The organism is Sorangium sp. So ce367 (assembly GCF_051520455.1).
GTDB classification, from domain to species: Bacteria; Myxococcota_A; Polyangia; order Polyangiales; family Polyangiaceae; genus Sorangium; species Sorangium cellulosum_B.
In genome coordinates, this window is record NZ_CP150334.1 from 12,519,251 (window position 1) to 12,536,911 (window position 17,661).

At 71.8% G+C, this 17,661-nt stretch carries 20 protein-coding genes; 12 read left to right on the forward strand and 8 right to left on the reverse strand.

The features are described 5' to 3' along the window. Positions 1 to 53: 53 nt before the first annotated feature. On the reverse strand, positions 54 to 1,328 hold the full coding sequence (locus WME97_RS47455) for a DUF4832 domain-containing protein (RefSeq protein WP_437547702.1): 1,275 nt from the start codon (positions 1,326 to 1,328) through the stop codon (positions 54 to 56). Here WME97_RS47455 and WME97_RS47460 point away from each other — a divergent pair. Beyond that, the gene (locus WME97_RS47460) at positions 1,318 to 1,635 is read left to right on the forward strand and encodes a hypothetical protein (RefSeq protein WP_437547703.1); all 318 of its coding nucleotides are present in this window, start codon (positions 1,318 to 1,320) and stop codon (positions 1,633 to 1,635) included. The two genes, WME97_RS47455 and WME97_RS47460, sit on opposite strands and share 11 nt — an antisense overlap. Positions 1,636 to 1,891: 256 nt before the next feature. Here WME97_RS47460 and hisC read toward each other — a convergent pair whose 3' ends face one another. Next, a complete protein-coding gene (gene hisC, locus WME97_RS47465; RefSeq protein ID WP_437547704.1) occupies positions 1,892 to 2,989 on the reverse strand; it encodes a histidinol-phosphate transaminase in 1,098 nt (365 codons plus the stop codon). 215 nt (positions 2,990 to 3,204) lie between these two features. On the opposite strand from hisC, the gene WME97_RS47470 reads away from it, so the two are divergent. Together WME97_RS47470 and WME97_RS47475 are read left to right on the forward strand one after the other, a co-directional pair. Continuing rightward, entirely contained in the window at positions 3,205 to 3,762 is a 558-nt protein-coding gene (locus WME97_RS47470; protein ID WP_437547705.1) for a glycine cleavage system protein R, read from the forward strand. A gap of 34 nt (positions 3,763 to 3,796) precedes the next feature. Continuing rightward, positions 3,797 to 4,738 carry a hypothetical protein gene (locus WME97_RS47475; protein ID WP_437547706.1) on the forward strand — a complete coding sequence of 314 codons (942 nt, stop codon included), beginning with the start codon at positions 3,797 to 3,799 and terminating at the stop codon, positions 4,736 to 4,738. 65 nt (positions 4,739 to 4,803) lie between these two features. Here WME97_RS47475 and WME97_RS47480 read toward each other — a convergent pair whose 3' ends face one another. The 3 genes from WME97_RS47480 to WME97_RS47490 all read right to left on the reverse strand — a co-directional run bounded on the left by WME97_RS47480 (position 4,804) and on the right by WME97_RS47490 (position 6,379). Then, entirely contained in the window at positions 4,804 to 5,208 is a 405-nt protein-coding gene (locus WME97_RS47480; RefSeq protein WP_437547707.1) for a type II toxin-antitoxin system VapC family toxin, read from the reverse strand. Further along, the gene (locus tag WME97_RS47485; protein ID WP_437529506.1) at positions 5,205 to 5,453 is read right to left on the reverse strand and encodes a type II toxin-antitoxin system Phd/YefM family antitoxin; all 249 of its coding nucleotides are present in this window, start codon (positions 5,451 to 5,453) and stop codon (positions 5,205 to 5,207) included. The genes WME97_RS47480 and WME97_RS47485 overlap by 4 nt, the downstream gene beginning before the upstream one ends. Positions 5,454 to 5,593: 140 nt before the next feature. After that, the gene (locus tag WME97_RS47490) at positions 5,594 to 6,379 is read right to left on the reverse strand and encodes an HAD family hydrolase (protein WP_437547708.1); all 786 of its coding nucleotides are present in this window, start codon (positions 6,377 to 6,379) and stop codon (positions 5,594 to 5,596) included. A 214-nt stretch (positions 6,380 to 6,593) separates the two neighbouring features. On the opposite strand from WME97_RS47490, the gene WME97_RS47495 reads away from it, so the two are divergent. Further along, entirely contained in the window at positions 6,594 to 7,382 is a 789-nt protein-coding gene (locus WME97_RS47495) for a Uma2 family endonuclease (RefSeq protein ID WP_437547709.1), read from the forward strand. Positions 7,383 to 7,436: 54 nt separating this feature from the next. Here the strand turns inward: WME97_RS47495 and WME97_RS47500 are convergent, their stop codons facing one another. Next, positions 7,437 to 8,201 carry an SDR family oxidoreductase gene (locus WME97_RS47500; RefSeq protein ID WP_437547710.1) on the reverse strand — a complete coding sequence of 255 codons (765 nt, stop codon included), beginning with the start codon at positions 8,199 to 8,201 and terminating at the stop codon, positions 7,437 to 7,439. A 133-nt stretch (positions 8,202 to 8,334) separates the two neighbouring features. Between WME97_RS47500 and WME97_RS47505 the strand changes: the two genes are divergently transcribed. The 6 genes from WME97_RS47505 (at position 8,335) to WME97_RS47530 (ending at position 11,518) form a co-directional block, all read left to right on the forward strand. Continuing rightward, the gene (locus WME97_RS47505) at positions 8,335 to 9,210 is read left to right on the forward strand and encodes a helix-turn-helix transcriptional regulator (RefSeq protein ID WP_437547711.1); all 876 of its coding nucleotides are present in this window, start codon (positions 8,335 to 8,337) and stop codon (positions 9,208 to 9,210) included. Positions 9,211 to 9,288: 78 nt separating this feature from the next. Further along, on the forward strand, positions 9,289 to 9,627 hold the full coding sequence (locus tag WME97_RS47510) for a peptidoglycan DD-metalloendopeptidase family protein (protein ID WP_437555643.1): 339 nt from the start codon (positions 9,289 to 9,291) through the stop codon (positions 9,625 to 9,627). Between the two features lie 145 nt (positions 9,628 to 9,772). Next, positions 9,773 to 10,063 (forward strand): hypothetical protein, encoded by a 291-nt coding sequence (locus WME97_RS47515; protein WP_437547712.1) that lies wholly within the window; start codon positions 9,773 to 9,775, stop codon positions 10,061 to 10,063. A 27-nt stretch (positions 10,064 to 10,090) separates the two neighbouring features. After that, entirely contained in the window at positions 10,091 to 10,492 is a 402-nt protein-coding gene (locus WME97_RS47520) for a hypothetical protein (RefSeq protein WP_437547713.1), read from the forward strand. A gap of 55 nt (positions 10,493 to 10,547) precedes the next feature. Further along, a complete protein-coding gene (locus tag WME97_RS47525; RefSeq protein ID WP_437547714.1) occupies positions 10,548 to 11,045 on the forward strand; it encodes a hypothetical protein in 498 nt (165 codons plus the stop codon). Between the two features lie 20 nt (positions 11,046 to 11,065). Next, the gene (locus WME97_RS47530; RefSeq protein ID WP_437547715.1) at positions 11,066 to 11,518 is read left to right on the forward strand and encodes a hypothetical protein; all 453 of its coding nucleotides are present in this window, start codon (positions 11,066 to 11,068) and stop codon (positions 11,516 to 11,518) included. Positions 11,519 to 11,838: 320 nt separating this feature from the next. Here the strand turns inward: WME97_RS47530 and WME97_RS47535 are convergent, their stop codons facing one another. After that, positions 11,839 to 12,567 carry a helix-turn-helix transcriptional regulator gene (locus WME97_RS47535; RefSeq protein ID WP_437547716.1) on the reverse strand — a complete coding sequence of 243 codons (729 nt, stop codon included), beginning with the start codon at positions 12,565 to 12,567 and terminating at the stop codon, positions 11,839 to 11,841. Positions 12,568 to 12,652: 85 nt separating this feature from the next. Here WME97_RS47535 and WME97_RS47540 point away from each other — a divergent pair, with 85 nt between their 5' ends. Continuing rightward, the gene (locus WME97_RS47540; RefSeq protein ID WP_437547717.1) at positions 12,653 to 13,381 is read left to right on the forward strand and encodes a glutathione S-transferase C-terminal domain-containing protein; all 729 of its coding nucleotides are present in this window, start codon (positions 12,653 to 12,655) and stop codon (positions 13,379 to 13,381) included. 64 nt (positions 13,382 to 13,445) lie between these two features. Here the strand turns inward: WME97_RS47540 and WME97_RS47545 are convergent, their stop codons facing one another. Further along, positions 13,446 to 15,938 carry a beta-propeller domain-containing protein gene (locus WME97_RS47545; protein WP_437547718.1) on the reverse strand — a complete coding sequence of 831 codons (2,493 nt, stop codon included), beginning with the start codon at positions 15,936 to 15,938 and terminating at the stop codon, positions 13,446 to 13,448. An 816-nt stretch (positions 15,939 to 16,754) separates the two neighbouring features. Here WME97_RS47545 and WME97_RS47550 point away from each other — a divergent pair. Beyond that, positions 16,755 to 17,597 carry a Uma2 family endonuclease gene (locus tag WME97_RS47550; RefSeq protein ID WP_437547719.1) on the forward strand — a complete coding sequence of 281 codons (843 nt, stop codon included), beginning with the start codon at positions 16,755 to 16,757 and terminating at the stop codon, positions 17,595 to 17,597. The last annotated feature ends 64 nt before the right edge of the window (positions 17,598 to 17,661 follow it).

Consider the following 17,661-nt stretch of genomic DNA (forward strand, 5'->3'; position numbering starts at 1 on the left):
TCAACCTGGGCCGCGGGGGCGGCCGCTCGCGCGCGGCGGGGCCGCCTGGCCGGTCACTCGACCACCCGGACCGCAGCGTCGAGCCGGTTGACGCCGCTGGCTCCGTCCCACGCCGCGCCGCTCGAGAGCCGGATCGCGTAGCGCGGGTCGTCGCGCAGGCGCTCGGATGCGTCGGGCAGCCACAGGCCGAGCTGGTAGTCGCCCGGCGGGAGATCGGCTGGAATCTTCGCCTCGAGGCACATCTCGCTCTCCTCGCCAGGAGCCCAGCGGCGCGGATCGGCGTCGACCTGGACCACCCGCCGCGCATCGCCCTGCTGGAGCACGAGATAGACCGGTCGCGGGTTATAGGCCCGGGCGTACCCGTCGTTGAACACGCGCAGCCGGAGGGGCAGCGGCTGCCCGGGCGCGATCTGCTCGGGGGACTCGTGCTCCATCACGACGAAGCGGTATCCGAGGCGGCAGGCGATCGTCTCGAAGCAGCCCCCGGATCGCCAGTCATCGAGCACGTCAGGATGATAATCGGTGTTGATGAAGCTGAAGTGGTGCGTGGACAGCTCGGCGAGCGCCGAGGCGCACTCGCTGCGCGGCGGGTTGCGGCCGCAGGTCTCGCCTCCGACGGGCGTGAACGCCGAGTCCGCGGCGGCATAGGCCTTCTCGCCGGGGAGCTGGTAGGTGCCGACGTCGTCTTCGCTCGCGAGGAAGCAGTCGTTCAGGTGGCCGACCCGCGAGAGCGGCGCTCCGGAGAACGCCGTCTCCTCGGTCAGCGGGCCGCCGTACGCCTCGAGCTTGTGCGAGGGGCGGCGCGCGAGGGTCATCCGGCTCGCGGGCAGCGCCTGAAGCAGCGCGTCGAAGATCTGCTTGCGGCTGTCTGGACGGGTGAGATCGTTCGTCGAGGAGTGCCACTCGCCCCAGGCGCCGACGAAGCCGGGGTGCAGCACGGCGATGACGTCGGCGTTCGCCTCCAGGACGGGCTTGAGCTGGTCGATGTGGGACAGCACGCGGCCGAGCGGCGCGTCGTCCTCGCCGATGTCCGTCGCGTAGTAGAAGCGGGGGAGCACCTTGAGCCCCGCCGAGCGCACGGCGGCGAAGCTCTCGTTGAGCTGGTCGATGAGGGGCTGATCGATGTCCCGCGCGCGGTAATCGTCGATGAGCGCCTGACCGTAGATCAGCGTGTATCCCTCGTCCCGGAGGCCAGCGACGGATCCCAGGCCCCGAAGATCCCTGAAATGGAAGACGCCGCGCTCGGGGTTGAGCACGCCCTGGCACTCCGCATCACCGGAGGGATCCGCGCCCGCCGCGAACAGCCTTGGCGCGTAGGTGCGCCTCACGACGGCGCCGCTCGTGCCGCAGCTGCCCGGCGGGGGGACCGCGCCGCCGCCGCTGCCGGAGCTGTCGCCGGCGGCACCGCTGCTGGAGCCGTCGCCGGCGGCACCGCTGCTGGAGCTGCCGCCGGTGCCGCCGCCGCCGGTGCCGCCGCCGCTGGCGGAGCCTTCCGCTGCCGCGCTGGACGTCAGCGAGTCGACCGGGCTGCCGCCGGAGCCAGCACCGCATGCCGTGGCGAGCGCCAGGGAAAGACAGGGGGCGCCGCCGCGAAACAGGCGCGACAGGACATGGGACGATGACCGGCTGCTCTGATGATGCTGGTGACGCTGGTGACGCTGGTGACGCATAAGCAATCTCCTCTCCCGCCCTGAATCGACGAGGCTTCATGGCCCGACCTCTGGGGCACGCTGTCCAGTGAACGGTCGAGGGGATTGCAGGGCCGATGCCACCGGCGCGGCCCGCCGGCGCGCGCAGCGCCGAGGCCAGGGGCTGCGCAAGGATCGTACACATGCGCACGAAGCGGACGGCGCGCGAGGGCGCATAGCCCCATCCGCCACGGCGGCTCAGCTCATGACGCGCTCGCGGCCCCGGCGGCGCGCGACAGCTCGTCGATCGCGCCAAGCAGCGCGTCGCTCTGCTCCGGCGTGCCCACCGTGATCCGCAGCCTGTCCTGGATGCGCGGCGCGTCCCAGTAGCGCACGAAGATCGCGCGATCGTAGAGCGCCCGGTACATCGCCTGCGCCGACAGCCCTCCTCCCGGCGGACTCGCCAGGACGAAGTTGCTCTGGCTCGGCGCCACCGTGAACCCCCTCTGCCGGAGCGCCCCCGTGAGCCGGGCGCGCTCGGCGATCACCTTCTCCCAGCTCTTCCTCGCCTCGTCCCGCGCGGACAGCGCCGCGGTGGCCGCGGCCTGCGAGAGGATATCGGTGTTGTAGCTGTCGCGGGCCTTGTCGAGCGTCTCGATGAGCCGCGGGTGCCCGAGCCCGTACCCGAACCTGAGCCCCGCGAGCGAGTACCCCTTGCTCAGGGTCCGCAGCAGAAGCACGTTGTCGAGCCCCCGCGCCGGGTCGAGCAGCGGCGTCGCGTCGAACTCCGCGAAGTCGACGTACGCCTCGTCGATGAGGAGCACGCCGCGGAACGCCCGCGCGACGCGCTCGAGCTTGTCGAGCGGCTCCTGCCGCCCCGACGGCGCGTGCGGGTTGACGAGGAGCGCGAGCCGGCAGCCGTGCTCGTTCAGGCGCTGCGCGAAATCCTCCGGGACCGACCAGTCCTCCGCGAGGGGGACCTGGGTGATCGTCGTGCCGTGGATCTCCGCGAGCACGTCGTAGAGCGAGTAGGTGGGGTACGTCTCGCCGATGCCGCGGCCGCCGGGCTCGCAGAACACCGTCATGGCCATGCGAAGCAGCTCGTCGCCGCCGTTCGTGGCGATCACCTGCTCGGGCGACAGGCCATGGAGCCGCGCAGCGGTCTCGCGGAACTGCTGCGCCCGGGGCGGCGGGTACCGGCGGAGCTGATCGGCCGAGACGTCCCGGATCGCCTCGAGCACGGCGGCCGGGGGCGGGTACGGGTTCTCGTTCGTGTTGAGCTTGACCACGTCGGCCCGCTGCGGCTGCTCGCCGGGCGTGTAGGGCGTGAGTCGATGGATGTTGTCGCGTTCGTACAGCATGGGGATGGCCGTCTCTCGCCCACTGGCCCGCCGGAGACAAGCGCCTCGTCGCCGGCGGCAGGCGCGCGCGGCGCTCGATCCCGCCGCTCTCGGGGGAGCTCGGCCGGAGGACACGGACGGCGTTGCCCGGGCGCTCGACGTCCGGGCTGTGCACGTGCAGCCGTGCGCCCGCGGCGAGGTGCGCTGGCTGCGCGGATCGGACTAAGATGCGCCGCATGACGACGACGCCCGCGCCTGAAGTCTTCCTGGTCCTCTCCTGCCTAGGCCCTGATCGGACGGGCATCGTCGCGGAGGTGACCCACTACCTGACGGAGCGCGGCGCCAACGTGGAGGACAGCCGGATGGCGGTGCTCGGCGGCGAGTTCGGCATCCTCCTGCTCGCGTCGGGGCCCCCCGGCGCGATCGAGGCGGTCGAGCGCGAGACGGAGTCGCTCACCCGGGCCACGGGGCTCACGGTGCAGAGCCGCAGGACCAAGAGCCCCGAGTCGCACCGGCGCGCGGCGACCATCCCCTGCGTCATCTCCGTCGACGCGCTCGATCACGAGGGCATCGTGCGCGCGGTGTCGCGCGCGCTCCACGGCGTCGGCGTCAACATCGTCTCGCTCGAGACCTCGGCCTACGAGGCGCCCGTCACCGGCTCGCAGCTCTTCCGGATGGAGGCCCGCGTCGACGTCCCCGCCGGGGTGACCGTCACCCAGCTCCGCAAGGCGATGGATGCGGTCGCGGAGACCGAGAACCTCGACATCGACGTCCGCTCGCTCATCAAGGGCTGACCGCGCCGCGCGAGAACCGGTATCCTAGCCGGCCATGCCCTTCAGCAATCTGAGCTCCCCCCGCAAGGTGCACGGCCTGGACGCGGAGATCCGAGGCGCCGCGGTCCTCGCGAGCCCCGGGCTCGTCGCGATGATCTCGACCGATCCGGTGCGCCTCGGCGTCTGCCCGGTCGGCGGCTCCGGCGCGAAGACGACGAACCTGTCGCTGTCCTCGGCGCATGACGTGGCGCTCCTGTCGAAGGACGTCGCCGTGGTGCGGAGCGGCGACGACGCGGTGTGGGCGCTGCTCGGCATCACGCACGGCCCGAAGCTCGATCAGGTCGGCCGGGACGCGCGGCAGCTCGCCACGCGGCCGTCGGGCGAGACGGCGCTCGCGCTCGGCTGGGACGGCAGCGCGACGGAGCTCAAGCTCGACAAGACCGAGGTGAACGGCCGCACCTTCGCCGTGCGCGGCTCCGCGCGGGCGTTCGACCTGACCGAGACCGAGGCGCACGTGGTGATGGACGGGGCGGGGGAGGGCGGCGAGCTCCGCGTCCACCCCGGCGCGACGCCCGAGCCGGGCCCGACGCTCCGCGCCTCGCTGCCGCGCGCGGCCCAGAACCTCGATCGCGTGCGCGGCGGCTTGAAGCTGACGGCGGTGTACAAGCGCGGCGCGAGCGCGCTCTGCGCGGTCGTGAGGTCGTCCGGCAAGCTCGCGGCCAAAATGCTCACGTTCGCCGATCCCGTCGCCGACGTCGCCGTCCTCGAGTCGAGCCTCTTCGCCGCCTTCGCGGACGGCCGCGTCGCGCTGTTCGACGGCGCCGCCATCGAGGCCGCCTCCGGCGCGCCGCTCGCGCCGACGGCGAGCGTCACGCTCGGCGCCCGCGGCGAGCCGGCGGTGCTCGCGGTCGCGGGCAAGGGGTCGCCGACGCTGTGGGTCGGGACGAGCGCCGGGGAGATCTGGAGCCTGGCGATCGTCCGCAAGCAGGGCGGCTGAGGGGGCGGCTCCCTACGGGGGATTGCGCCGGCAGGCGCTGCCGCTTCGTCGGGCGGGCGAGGAGGTCAGGGCGGGATAACCCGGCAGAAGGCGCCGCTTCGCTCCACCATCTCCCTGTCGAGCGTGCACAGGGGCGCCGCTTCCTGGGCTGCGAGCCAGACGTATACAGCGTCGGCTGCTCGAAGCCTCGACGCCATGGCCACGTCTCGGATCCGTCGTGCGCGCAAGGGGCCTATGGTAGCGACGTCGATCGCGACGGACATCAGCGCGTCAACATAGTCGCGCACGGCCGTCATCGGCTCACCGACGCGCGCCAGCGATGCGCCGACCTCGATCGGAAAGATCGCTGGAACGACGAGCTCGTCGTCGCCCGCGAGGACACGCGCGACTCGGGCCCGCGACGCGGCATGGGAAGGCTCGTTCGGCCGCGCAGCGGCGACCGCGACCGAAGCGTCGAGAACGATCTTCATCGTCGCCCCGCAAGCAAATCTTCCACCGCGCTCTCCCGCGGTGCCGTCGAGCCCAGCGCCGCGAACAGCCTCTCGATCTCCTCCTTTGATAGGCGAGGCGTCGAAGGGACGGCCACATCGAGCGGCACGATCGCAGCAACCGGCTTGCCATGCCGCAGGATCAACGTGCGCTTGTTGTGGTGCTCGGCTTCGTCCACCAGGGCGGAAAGGTGAGCTTTGGCTTCCGCGAGCGACGCCTTGCGCATATGACCATTGTGACCAGATCACTCGCTCGATCAAGTGTGGCTTCAAGCGGCACCCGAGCGAGGGCCAAGGGACGCTGTCTGTGCAAGGTGGCCCCACGACGTCCGGCGACGTGCACACTCCTCGCGCCGCCGCGCCCTCCTCACGCCGCGCGCGCCGCGATCCGCCCGTCGACCAGCGCGTCCGGATCGAGCTGATCGAGCGTCGTCACGACGCGATCCGCCCCCGCGGCGGCCAGCAGCGCCTCGTCGGCGAGCCGCGCCACGCCGATCGAGGTCATCCCGGCCGCCTTCGCGGCCTGCACCCCCGAGGGGGCGTCCTCGATCACGAGGCAGCGCGGCGGCGGGACGTGGAGCGCGCGCGCGGCGGCCAGGAACAGGTCCGGCGCCGGCTTTCCGCGCGCCACGACGGCGCCGCAGAGGTCGGCGTCGAACAGATCCAGCAGCGTCGCGCCCAGGGAGACCGGCGCGCGGCGGGGGTTCTGGTGCTCGACGAAGGCGTCGACGCGGATCCGGCGGAGGAGCTCGCTCGCGTTCCTGGACGACGACGCCGCCGCGAGGAGCACGCCGCGCGCCTTGAGCTCCAGGATCAGCCGCGTCGCGTCAGGGAACACGACGAACTTCCCCGCCGCGATCTTCCGGAGCAGCACCTCCTGCTTGCGCTCGGCGTAGACCCCGGCGCGCTCCGCCGCGTCGGGCACGCCGAAGTAGTCGAGCGCCGCGCGCGCGCCGCTCTCGCGCGCCTTGCCGGCGACCTCGCTCTGGTAGACGGCCGTCGTGAACCGCTCGGGCGCGTAGCGTGTCTCGGGCGCGATCGCGCGCCACTCGCTCGCCATCAGCGCCTCGAGCGCCTCCTGCCAGGCGCGCTCATGCGGCGAGTCGACAACCACCCCATCCACGTCGAAGAGCACTCCCCCGAGAGAACGCATGCCGCCGACATGGCGCCGGCGCGCCGGATCGGGAGCCCCACGGCGCCCCGGCGACGCGGCGCGCGGTCCGCTGGAGCGCGCTCGCGACAGCCGCCCGCAGCGCCGCGCCGCCCCCTCCGGCTCCGCCCTACGGCGCGCAACGGCCCACTGCCGCGCGCGGTCGCGCCCGCCTGTGGCTCCCGCCGCTCCGCTCGGGGTGCTACCGTGCGGGCTCGTGCTGCCTGCCCGTTCCGGAGCCGCTCCCCCTGCGACGCGCCTGCCGCGAGCGCTCGTCGTCCGCGACCCGGAGCCCGAGGAGCTCCGCGCGACCATCGACTGGTCGGACTGGTACCTGGACGACGCGGACGGCATCGGCGCGTGGGGCGAGCACGACGAGATCTCCCGCCTGCTCCTCTCCTCGATCGCGCAGCTCGCGCGCGAGCGCGGCTGGACCGACCACCACGCCGGCACGGATCGGTTCTTCGCCTGGGTGCGCGAGGAGCCGCTCGTGCGCGTCTCGCCGGACGTCTACCTCCTCGATCACCGGCCCGCGCCGCCGCTGCCCAAGCAGTGGCAGACCTGGCTGCCCGGACACCGGCCCCCGCGCTTCGCCCTGGAGATCGTGGCGACCGACTGGCAGAAGGCCTACGAGGACGTCCCGCTCAAGTACTGCCAGCTCGGCTGCCCGGAGCTCGCGATCTTCGATCCGCTGGCCGCCACGCACCGGCCGCCGGCGGGGCGCGTGGCGCTCCAGGCCTACCGGCGCGACCCCGACGGCGCGTATGTGCGCGTGTACGCGGGCGCCGGGCGCGTGTGGAGCCCCGCGCTCGACAGCTGGCTCTGCGTGATCGGCAGCGGGGCCGAGTCCCGGCTCCGCCTCACGCGCTCCGGCGGCAAGGGCGAGCTCGTGCCCACCCAGGAGGAAGCCGCGGCGATCGAGGCGCGCGCGAGGGAGGCGGCCGAGGCGCGCGTGCGCGAGCTGGAGGCGCGCGTGCGCGAGCTGGAGCAGCTGGATCACGGGTAACGGATGGCGCGCGTCACTGCGCCGCGAGCGTCTCCGGTCGCGAGGAGGCGCCGGTCACACCTGCTGGGTCGGCATGATGGTGACGTGCGCCAGGTTGACGTGCCGCGGGAGGGCGGCCGTGAAGGCGATGGTGCTCGCCAGGTCGTCCGCCGTGAGCCACGTGATCTGCTGCCTCGCCTCGGCGATCCACGCCTTGGCGGCCTCGTCGGTCATGTGGCTCTGGAGCTCCGTGTTGACGAACCCGGGCTCGATGACCGAGACGCGGACGTGCTTGGGTCCGAGCTCGGCGCGCAGGTTGCGCGAGAGGTGGGTGACGGCGGCCTTGGTGGCGCAGTACACGGCGAACGTCGGAAAGACGCCGTGCGCGGCGATCGACGAGATGTTGATGAGGTCCGACGGGCCGCCCCGCTTCGCGGCCGCGACCAGCGGATCGACGAACGCGTCGACGACCCGCATCGCGCCGGTGAGGTTGACCTCGATCATTTGCTCGAAATCGGCGATCCGGTGCTCCTCGACGCCGGACGGCAACATGACGCCGGCGTTGTTGATCACGAGGTCGACGGGGCCGAGCTCGGCGGCGATCGATCGCGCGGCGCCGGCGACGGCGGTCCTGTCCCTGGCGTCGACGGCGAGCGCGAGCGCGCGCCCGCCCGCGGCGCGGATGCCCTCGGCCAGCGAATCGAGGCGGTCCTTGCGACGCGCGAGGAGGGCGACGGCGGCGCCCTGCGCTGCGAGCTTGCGCGCGGTGGCCTCACCGATGCCGCTGGAGGCCCCGGTGACGACGGCGATGCGACCTGCGAGAGGAAGATGTTGAGACATGGTGCCAGCTCCTGGTTGGGTCCCCGGTCGGGGGTGCCCGCAATCTGGAGCTCCGCGTCCGGGTTAGGCAGACGTGCCGCGAACCTAGGATTGGCAATCCCTGGATGGAGGCGCGCGAACAGCGCATCTTTCGGTGCGTGCCCGGGGCGCGCGTGATCGTGAGCGACAGGCGGATTTCCTCCGAGGGAGGCGGATGCGCGCGGCGCCGATCGCGGGCGGCGCGTTCGCGGGGAAGCGGCGGCGCACGCCGGGCCTCAGGCGCGAGGAGATCGCGCAGCTCGCCGGGCTCAGCGTCGACTGGTACACCCGGCTCGAGCAGGGGCGTGACGTGAACCCGTCGCGCGAGACGCTCGAGGCGATCGCGCGCGTGCTGAAGCTCGACGACGACGAGCGAGGTCACCTGTTCTACCTGGCGCGGCCCGAGCCCGCGCGGGCCGCGGCGCGCCAGGAGAGGGCCGAGCCGGCGATGGCGCGCGCGCTCGAGGCGATGCGCGTCCCGGCGCTCGTCTTCAGCCCCCGGTTCGACGTGCTCGCGTGGAACGGCGCCGCGCGCCGCCTGCTCGTCGACTTCGGCGACGTCTCCCCGCGAAGGCGCAACCTGCTCTGGATGACCTTCCGCCATGCGGCCTACCGCGCGCGCTACGCGGAGATCGGCGTGATCGAGCGGGAGGTCGTGGCCGCCTTCCGCTTCAGCGCGAGCTCTCACGTCGGAGATCCGGAGTTCGACGCGCTCGTCGCCGAGCTGCTCGAGACGAGCGAGGCGTTCCGGGCGATCTGGGCGCGCCACGAGGTCCGCGCCAAGGTGAGCGGCACGAAGGCCTTCCGCGCCGAGGCCGAGGGCGCGGGTGGCCGCGACGCCGACGGCGCCGGGCCGCTCGTGCTCGAGTGGCACACGCTCGCCTCGACGACGTCGAGCCGCCAGCAGCTCGTCTACTACACGGCGCGCGCGGCGGGCGGACCCGAGGACGAGCGCCGCCTCGCGGCGCTGTGCGGGGCTGACAGCGGATGATGAGGGGCGCAGCGATCCGATCCGGCACGACAACGGCGTCGAGACAGGCTACGCGCACCTCTCGAGGTTCGCGGCGGCCTGAAGCGCGGGGACCACGTGGCGACCCATCAGCTCGTCGGCTACGTGGGGTCGACCGGGCGCTCGACGGGGCCGCACCTGCACTTCAGTGCGAGCCGCAACGGCGTCTACTTCGACGCGGAGACGCTGCTCGCGATGCGCCTGCGGGAGCTCCCCGCCGAGGAGCGCGACGCGTTCCGCACCGAGAAGGGCGAGCGCGACCGCGAGCTCGACGACATCGGGGATCCCGTCCCCGCCGCATCGCGGCCCGGAGGCGGGGACGAGCCGGCGTCGCCGGCGAACGATTCGGTGTCGCAGCCGCGCGCGGCCGCGTCGGACGCCCGGCTCCAGCGGCGGTGACCGCCGGCGAGGCCGCCCGGCGGCCTCGTCTCCCCCTGCGGGGCGGCGAGCTCTATGTACGGTGTACGGGGACGCGTCCGGCGAGGACGCGCGCGGGCGCACGCGCGCCGCAAGCCTCGGCCACCCTGGGGAGGTGCAAGCACACATGGACACCATGCACGTCGACCTGTTGAGCCGGATCGTCGTGGGCGCGGCGCTCGGAGGCGTCATACCCCCGGCGGCAAAACAGGCGAAAGTTGTCACGGCGGCGCACCTCGTGGATCGGGTCCTGCCAGCGGTACCGGTGAGACAATGGGTGATTTCGCTGCCATTCGAGATCCGGCGCCTAGCTGCATTCGCGCGGAGGTCGAAGGCGATGTGGAGGATCTTCATCGAGGGGAGCGCGCGGATCCAGGAGCAAGCGGCGGTGACGAGCGGCGCCCAGCACGGGCCGTGAATTTCCTTCAGAGATTCGCTGGGGCAGGTGTCGAGCGGCGCGCACGACGATCTCGGGCGCGCCACGGCGCTCGTCCGCGAGATGGTGACCCGCCTCCGGATGAGCCGGCGCCTCGGGCTGTCCGCGCTCGCGCGCGCCATCGGCGCCCCCATGCTCGGCGTGCTTCAGGAGGAGCGCACGCGCAGCGAGGAGACCGCGCGCGAGGTCGACGAGGACGTGAGGGACCGGCTCGGCGAGGTGTACCTGAAGGCCAAGCAGCTGCTCGTCGATCGCCGCGAGGGCCTCGCGGCGGTCGCGGACGCGCTTGTGCTCAAGGAGACCCTGCGCGGCGAGGAGCTGGCGCAGATCGCGGTCGTGTCCTGTGACCAGGGAGCCAGCCTGACCGGGTTTCCCATGATGCGCGAAGATTTGGTGTTCAGGAATTTGTGATGCGCGGCACGTGTGTGTACTGTCTATGTCCATCCTTGAAAGGAAGGTTTGCTGCATGAAAAAGCGTGTTGCTGCTGCTGTTGCCGCGGTCGTCGTCACTCTGTGCACTGCGCTCACTGCGGTGGCGGACAACCAGTTTAACGTGGGATTTGCCTGTCACGCGGGTCCCAGCGCGCCTCTCTGGACCTACTCGCACACCCAGGCGCTCGTGAACCTCGATCACACCTCACATGGATACTTTTACTGCCCGATCGATCGCGGCGGTTTCGGTCCGCTGGGGACGATGGCCGTCAAGGTGTTCGTTGGAGATGGAACCGACACGGACGAAGTGTGCTGCTGGGCGGGGCATACCAACGCATCTACCGGCGTCTCGTTCCTGAGCAGCTACGAGTGCACGGGCGACGCAAACACCGGGGTGTTCGGGCTCGATCTGGCCGTTCCGGGGCACTCGGGGTCGTTTGACGGCGCCTTCGCGATTTGCAGGCTGCCGGCCGCGAAGTTCGAGGGGGGCGGGCAGTCGGAGATCCGTGGCCTTCGCGGGATCGAGCAGTGATGAAGTTGCGAACGGCAGGCGTGATCGCCGGCTGCGGCGTGTTGCTGGGGATCGCCGGATGGTGGAGCGTCTCGCGCGGCTTGATCGCGATCGGCCCTTCGGGCCTCGCGCGGCTAGAACACCTGGAGCCAGCTGAACGAGACGCCGCGTTCGTTCGAGCCTTCGATACCGTCCTCCGTGAAGAAGGGCTGGACGCCGAGTGGTCGGCGACGATGTCGAACCGGGTGAAGGCGCACCTCGATGCTCATCCGTCGATGGACACCTCTCTCAAGGTGATCGAGTGCAAGAGCACCCTGTGTCGCATCGGCGTCAGCCACAAGACGGGTGAAGCGCAGCGGAGCTTCACCTTGGGCGTGAGCGAGATGATTCCCCGTCGCTCCAACGCGTTCATCTACCCCGAAGGGGGCACCGCGAGCGTCGTCTACTTCGCTCGTGAGAATCATAACCTGCCGGTGGATCGCGCTTCGCCCTAGCACTACAGCCGCGGTTAGGGAGCGCGGGCGCGCGACCGGTTGCGGCGGCGTGATGCCATTGCCTCGGCGACCACTGCGCGACTACCTTTGCCACGGTGGAGGCGTGCGGCGCGCCCGGTGCAAGACGAGTGCGCGTGCGGAGCGGACCACCACGGCTCTGCAGGCTGCGTCAGGCGCCCGGCGACCTCCCGCAAGAGCTCGAGGCGCGCCTCATCGCCCGGGACTATGATGCCTTGCGCCCGCAGGCTGTGGAGTGGCTGCTGCTTCCGGCCATCGCTCGTCATCGACCGGTTTCTCTGCGGGATCGCTGACACGCGGAGCTAGCGCGCCCTGGTCGAGGTCGCGCCCGCGCGCTCCGACAGCTTGCCACGCGCGCGCATGTGCGCGAGCCACCGCGCGCGGAGGGCGCTCGGCTTCTCGGCGTAGCGCTCGTCGAGGAACCTTGCGCCGGTCACGCGGTCCGTGCGGAAGTGGCGGAAGTCCTGGCGGAGCTCGCACCACGCCGCGAGGAGCCGCGTCGACTCGAGATAGCCCACGATCACGGGCCACACGACGCGCTCGCTCTCGCTCCCCGTCTCGTCGCGGTAGCGAAGCGCGATCTTCGTGCCGGCGCGGATCGACGCCCGCACCTCGGCCAGGTTGAGCGTGTCGGGCGCCTGGACCCCCCCGACCGGCGCGCCCGTCGCCGGCTCGAACACGAAGGGCCGCAGCCGCTCGGGGACCGCCGCGGCGATCTTCGCGATGAGGTCCTTCGCCGCCCGCTGCAGGGCGACGTCCCCGCGCTGGGCGACCCACTGCGCGCCGAGGACCGCGACCTCGATCTCGTCGGGCGTCAGCATCAGCGGCGGCATGTCGAAGCCGCGATCGAGCACGTACCCCGTGCCGGCCTCGCCGCGGATCGGGACGCGCTGGGCCAGGAGGTCCGCGATGTCGCGGTACACGGTGCGCTTCGACGTCTCGAGCTCCTCGGCGAGCGCCGCCGCCGTGATGGGCGCCCGCTGCCGGCGCAGGATCTGCAGGATCTGGAACAGGCGATCGGCGCGTCGCACGGGGATGCTGACACCAGGTTGTCAGCAGGGCGGGGCTACATCAAGCGCTGTCCACGGCGCACCCACAACCGCTCGGAGATTGCACATGATCACGCTCCACAGCTTCGGCCCCATGTTCGGCCTGCCCGACGCCAGCCCGTACGTCACCAAGACCGAGGTCCAGCTCAAGCTGCTGGGCCTGCCCTACACGAAGGAGCGCGCGCGGCCCGATCAGTCGCCGAAGGGGCAGCTCCCCTTCATCGACGAGGGAGGCGCGCGCATCGCCGACTCGCACTTCATCCGCGAGCACCTCGAGAAGAAGCACGGCAAGGATCTCGACGCGGGCCTCGACGCCCGGCAGCGCGCCGAGGCGTGGGCCATCGAGCGCATGATCGAGAACAGCCTCACGCCGACCATGGTGCACTCCCGCTGGCTCATCCCGGAGAACTTCGCGAAGGGCCCGGCGAATTTCGTCAACGGCGCGCCGGAGGAGGCGCGCCCGAAGCTGCGCGAGGAGCTCGTCGCGCGCGTCCGCGAGGCGCTCCGCGCGGTCGGCCCCGCGCGCCACGCGAACGACGAGGTCGCCGAGCTCGGCGCGCGCTCGCTTGCCGCGCTCTCCGTGCTGCTCGGGGACAAGCCGTACCTCTTCGGAGCGCGCCCGGCGGGCGTCGACGCGACGGCCTTCGCGGCGCTGGCGGGCCTGCTCACGCCGTTCTTCGACTCGCCGCTGCGGCGCAGGGCCGAGGGGTTCGCGAACCTCACCGCGTACACCGCGCGGCTCATGAAGGAGTTCTACCCGGATCACCCGTGGGAGGCGGCGCGGCCGGGCGCCTGAGCGGCGCAGCGCCGCCGGCCCGGACGGGGCGGCGGCGCTGCGGCCGATCGCGGCCTGGTTGGCGCTACTCCTCGGGCGTGGGAGCCGGCTCGGGCGCCGGCGCGGGCTCCGTGACGCCGCCGTCGACGCCGGCGCACGCGTACCCGACCGAGTCCGGGGTGGGCAGGGGCAGCGACGCCACCGGCGTCGCGAGGTCGTCGAGCGCGTTCACGAGCACGCCGCCCTGGGAGTACGAGTAGACGTAGTCCTCGATGAACAGGCCGCGCTGCACGGCGGCCCCGCCGTAGTAGCACCCCGACGGCACGCTGCTGAAGAAGCCGCTGTGGTCGACAGCGCCGAGCCGGCTGAACCCGTCCTCGATATCGACGTTGAAGAGCTCCAGCGTGCTCGTCATCGCGCCGGTCTGCCCGTCGAAGCTCACGAGCGGGAAGGCGAGCACGCCGAGCGCGCCGTAGTACGTGAACGCCTTGTGGTTGTACTCGGCCTCGGAGTGCATGTACTCCGCCCCGTCGAGCGCCTCCTTGTGCAGGAGCGTGGGCTCGGACGCGTTCGTGACGTCGAAGATCTGGAGAGCAAGGCCGGTCACCGTGCCGTCCTCCTCGCCATCCCTGCCGATCGTCAGGAGGTGACCGTCGTCGAGCGGGTGCATGTACTCGCTGAATCCGGGGATCTTGAGCTCACCCGCGACGGAGGGGGACGCCGGGTCCGCGAGATCGATCACGAACAGCGGATCGACCCGGCGGAACGTCACGACATAGCCGCGATCCCCGACGAACCGGGTCGACTGGATGGTCTCGCCGGGGGCGAGATCGGTGACGGCGCCGATCTGCGCGAGATCGGTCCCTTGCGCCTCGAGGACGAACACGTTGTTGCTGGTCGTCCACCTGGGCTCCGCCTCCGCCGGCTCTTGCGAGGTCGTCGAGACGCGGAGCTTGCCGTTGTGCTCATCGAGCGAGAACTGGTTGATGATGTGGCCGGGCACCGAGCCTGACGCGACGTACCCGGGCTGGCTCGGGTCGGCGATCAGATCGAACTTGTGCAGGTGGGTGAGGTACGTGCCGACGAAGATCTCGCCGGGCGCCGCCTGCTCCTGCCAGGAGCGCGCGGCGACGTAGAGGGCGTCGTGGCTCGCGTACACGGTGTCGGTCGCGCCGACGATCGAGGTCGACTCCGGCGCCGCGGCGAGGTCGGCGAGGTCGATCGACTCGATCTGCGTCAGGCCGTACGACGTCGTGCCGGCCTCCGGAACATAGAAGTCCGAGCAGCTCGCGTCGAGCAGCGTGACCGCCTCTCCCTGCTTCTCGAAGCGGTACGGCAGCCACGTCGAGAGCGCGGCGTCCTCGATGATCGCCGCGTTCTCGGTGCGGAGCTGCTCGAACGCCGCGGTCCACGCCTCGGCGGTCTCGGGGTACTCGGTCAGGCCCGAGGGCCAGTAGTGGAGCGCGGGGCCGTGGGCGCCGCCGGTCAGCACCGTGCGCACGTTCGGGCCGGTGCGCCGCGCCGAGCTGTAGTTTCCCTCGAAGTAGACCTCCTTGACCACGCTGGGGGCGCCGCCGGCGAGGCTCAGGACGGTGATCTTCGTGAGCGGCGCCCAGACGCCGCCCGAGCCGGGCACGTCGACGCCCGGGTCGGGCGGCGGCGGCTCATCGGCCCCGCCGCCGTCCGGAGGCGGGGGCGCCGGCGCTTCGCCGCCGGACGGCTCCTCGGCGTCGGGGGGCGCGTCGTCCTCCGACGGCGTATCACCGCCGGACGGCGGCTCGGCGTCGTCCGGCGGCAGCGGCTTCGCGTCTCCGCCGTCGGCGGGGGTCCCCGGCGCGCCGCTCGGCGCGCTGGGGTTTCCAGGCGTCGGCGCGACGCCGCCGCCGCCGATCATGGTGTCGATGAGCAGGTAGTCGTAATACCCCGGCCGCGGCGTGACGCCCGCCTGCTCGTAGATCGCGGCCCCGTTGACCGACGAATAGACGACGACCTTGTCGCCTTCCACGAACATCTCGAGGGGCGACCCCTCGATCGCGAGCGAGCTGCCCACCGCGAGCGACGACGCCGGCCGCGCCGTCAGGGTGTAGAAGCTCTGGCCGTGGAGCACGTAGATGTTGTTGCCGTCGGTCTTGATGATATCCGCCTCATCGACGCCGGCGACCTGGGTGTTCGTCTCGGAGTGGGCAGGGTCGGCGCCGCTGCCGCTGTCTTCCCCCGAGGTCTCCTGGCCGGTATCCCCGTCGCCTGCTGTGGGCGGCACCGGGGCGGGCGTGTCCGTGGGATCCTGGGCCCCTCCGGGGACGCCGACGCTGCCGTTGTCGACGCCGCCGACGGCGGCGCCGCGGGGGTAGCCGTACGCCGAGTAGCTCGCGATCGTGGCGTCGATCTGGGCGTTCATCTTGGCGAGCGCGTCCTGCTTCAGCAGCGCTTCGAGGTCCTCGCAGGACTGAGCCCGGTGGAGCGCCGCCCGCTGAGAGCCGACCGAATCAACGGGCGCGGACGCCGTCTCGCATCCGGCGGCGAGGAGGCCTGTTGCCAGGAGGAGCCAGAGAGAAGAATGGGTACGATGGGTTCGCATGGTGCCTGATGCGTTCGCAAGGCCCGCGCCAGCCGCCCGCTCGCTCGATTCACCGCGCTTCGCCCGCGCGCCGCTCGGGCAGCGCCGCCGAGAGCACGACATGCAAGCACTGCCTGCAGGCCGCTTGGCACACGTGTGCCAAGCCGGGTGGTAACACTGTTGATTTACGTCGGTGCGGGATGGTGCCGACGTTCATGGGAACCGGACAGCACACCTTGTGGGGGGAGCGCTCTGGGCCGTCCTTCGAGCTTTCGAGAGAATGAAACAGGGAGGCGAGGAGACGGGGAGAACAATCCATGGATCTCCCCGTCTCCCCGTCTCCCCGTCTCCCTGTTCAAACCTCCGCTATGAATGCCAATCAGACGAGGTCTTGCCGTCGACGGTGGTGGCCTCGGGCGACCCATGAGGCCAGCTATCGAGGATCCGTGCGACTGGCGATCTCGGATGCTGCCCTTGTCTCGGCCATGGGAGGTGATGAAGCCCCGGTCTCCGACGGAGAAATGCGCGGGTGACATCTTGGGTGGCCCGAGCCAGACCAAGGTTCATGGCGTCCGAGCCGCCGGGCGAACCCTGGGCGGGGGCGATCCTCGCGCCGGGCCCCGTGGTGCACCATCCGCGGATCGTGAGATCGCTCTGCGCGAGGCTGCCGCCGTCGCCGCCGCTGGCGATGTGAAGAAAGGTTCGAGCGGGGGGGAGGGCATGGCCCCTTGTCCCTGTCAAGCGTCCGGCAGGGGCGCGTCGCGTGGCTTTGTCGCCGCGGTTGCGTCCGTTGTCTCTGCTGCCCCGCGGGGCCTGTCGGGGTGCTAGTTTCCTCGCGTGGCATCGCCGAATCGCATCGGGTTCCCCCTTACCCCTCGGCGTTCTCCCCGCGCGCTCGTGCTCCGCGATCTCTCGCCGGAAGAGGCCGGCGCCGCGATCGACTGGTCCGGCTGGTATCTGCCCGATGACGCGGAGCGTCCTGACAAGGCCGAGCGGTCCGAGGTCGTCCGCCTGCTGCTGTCGGTGATCGCGCAGCTCGCGCGCGAGCGTGGCTGGGCCGACTTGTACGCTGGTACCGGGCATCTCTTCGCGTGGGTGCGGGGCGAGCCGCTCGTGCGCGTCCTGCCGGACCTCTACGTCCTCGATCATCGCCCGTTGCCGCCCATCCCGCGGCAGTGGCAGACCTGGCTGCCGGGCCATCGTCCGCCGCGGTTCGCGCTGGAGGTGGTCGCGGGCGACTGGCGCCGTATCTACGAGGATGCGCCGGCGAAGTACTGGCAGCTCGGCTGTCCCGAGCTCCTGCTCTTCGATCCCGAGGCGGCTGCCGCCCGCGCGCCGCTCGCGGAGGAGCGGGTGCCTCTCCAGCTGTACCGGCGGGACGCGGACGGCACCTACCTGCGGGTCCACGGCAGCGGCGATCCCGTCTGGATCGAGGCGCTCGACGCGCACCTCGTCGTGTTGAAGGACGGCCCGCACCCGACGTTGCGCGTCGCGCGGAGCTCCCGCGCGACGGATCTCGTGCCTGCCGAGGAGGAGGCCCTCCGCGCCGAGGGCGAGGCGCGCGCCCTGGAGCAGCGCGCCCGCGCCGCGGAGCAGCGCGCCCGCGCCGCCGCCGAGGCGCGGGTCCGCGAGCTCGAGGCGCGGGTGCGCGACCTGGAGGCCCGCGTGACCCGGAGGTGAGCGCGGTGGGCTCGCCGGGACCTAAGGAATCCCCTTGGTTTGCAGCCCTTTTCAGCGGAGAAAT

Coding starts and splice junctions, on each gene's coding strand:
- WME97_RS47475 (WP_437547706.1), top strand. CDS start 3,797: ATGCCCTTCAGCAATCTGAGCTCCCCCCGCAAGGTGCACGGCCTGGAC.
- WME97_RS47480 (WP_437547707.1), bottom strand. CDS start 5,208: ATGAAGATCGTTCTCGACGCTTCGGTCGCGGTCGCCGCTGCGCGGCCG.
- WME97_RS47470 (WP_437547705.1), top strand. CDS start 3,205: ATGACGACGACGCCCGCGCCTGAAGTCTTCCTGGTCCTCTCCTGCCTA.
- WME97_RS47490 (WP_437547708.1), bottom strand. CDS start 6,379: ATGCGTTCTCTCGGGGGAGTGCTCTTCGACGTGGATGGGGTGGTTGTC.
- hisC (WP_437547704.1), bottom strand. CDS start 2,989: ATGCTGTACGAACGCGACAACATCCATCGACTCACGCCCTACACGCCC.
- WME97_RS47540 (WP_437547717.1), top strand. CDS start 12,653: ATGATCACGCTCCACAGCTTCGGCCCCATGTTCGGCCTGCCCGACGCC.
- WME97_RS47500 (WP_437547710.1), bottom strand. CDS start 8,201: ATGTCTCAACATCTTCCTCTCGCAGGTCGCATCGCCGTCGTCACCGGG.
- WME97_RS47545 (WP_437547718.1), bottom strand. CDS start 15,938: ATGCGAACCCATCGTACCCATTCTTCTCTCTGGCTCCTCCTGGCAACA.
- WME97_RS47485 (WP_437529506.1), bottom strand. CDS start 5,453: ATGCGCAAGGCGTCGCTCGCGGAAGCCAAAGCTCACCTTTCCGCCCTG.
- WME97_RS47525 (WP_437547714.1), top strand. CDS start 10,548: ATGAAAAAGCGTGTTGCTGCTGCTGTTGCCGCGGTCGTCGTCACTCTG.
- WME97_RS47515 (WP_437547712.1), top strand. CDS start 9,773: ATGGACACCATGCACGTCGACCTGTTGAGCCGGATCGTCGTGGGCGCG.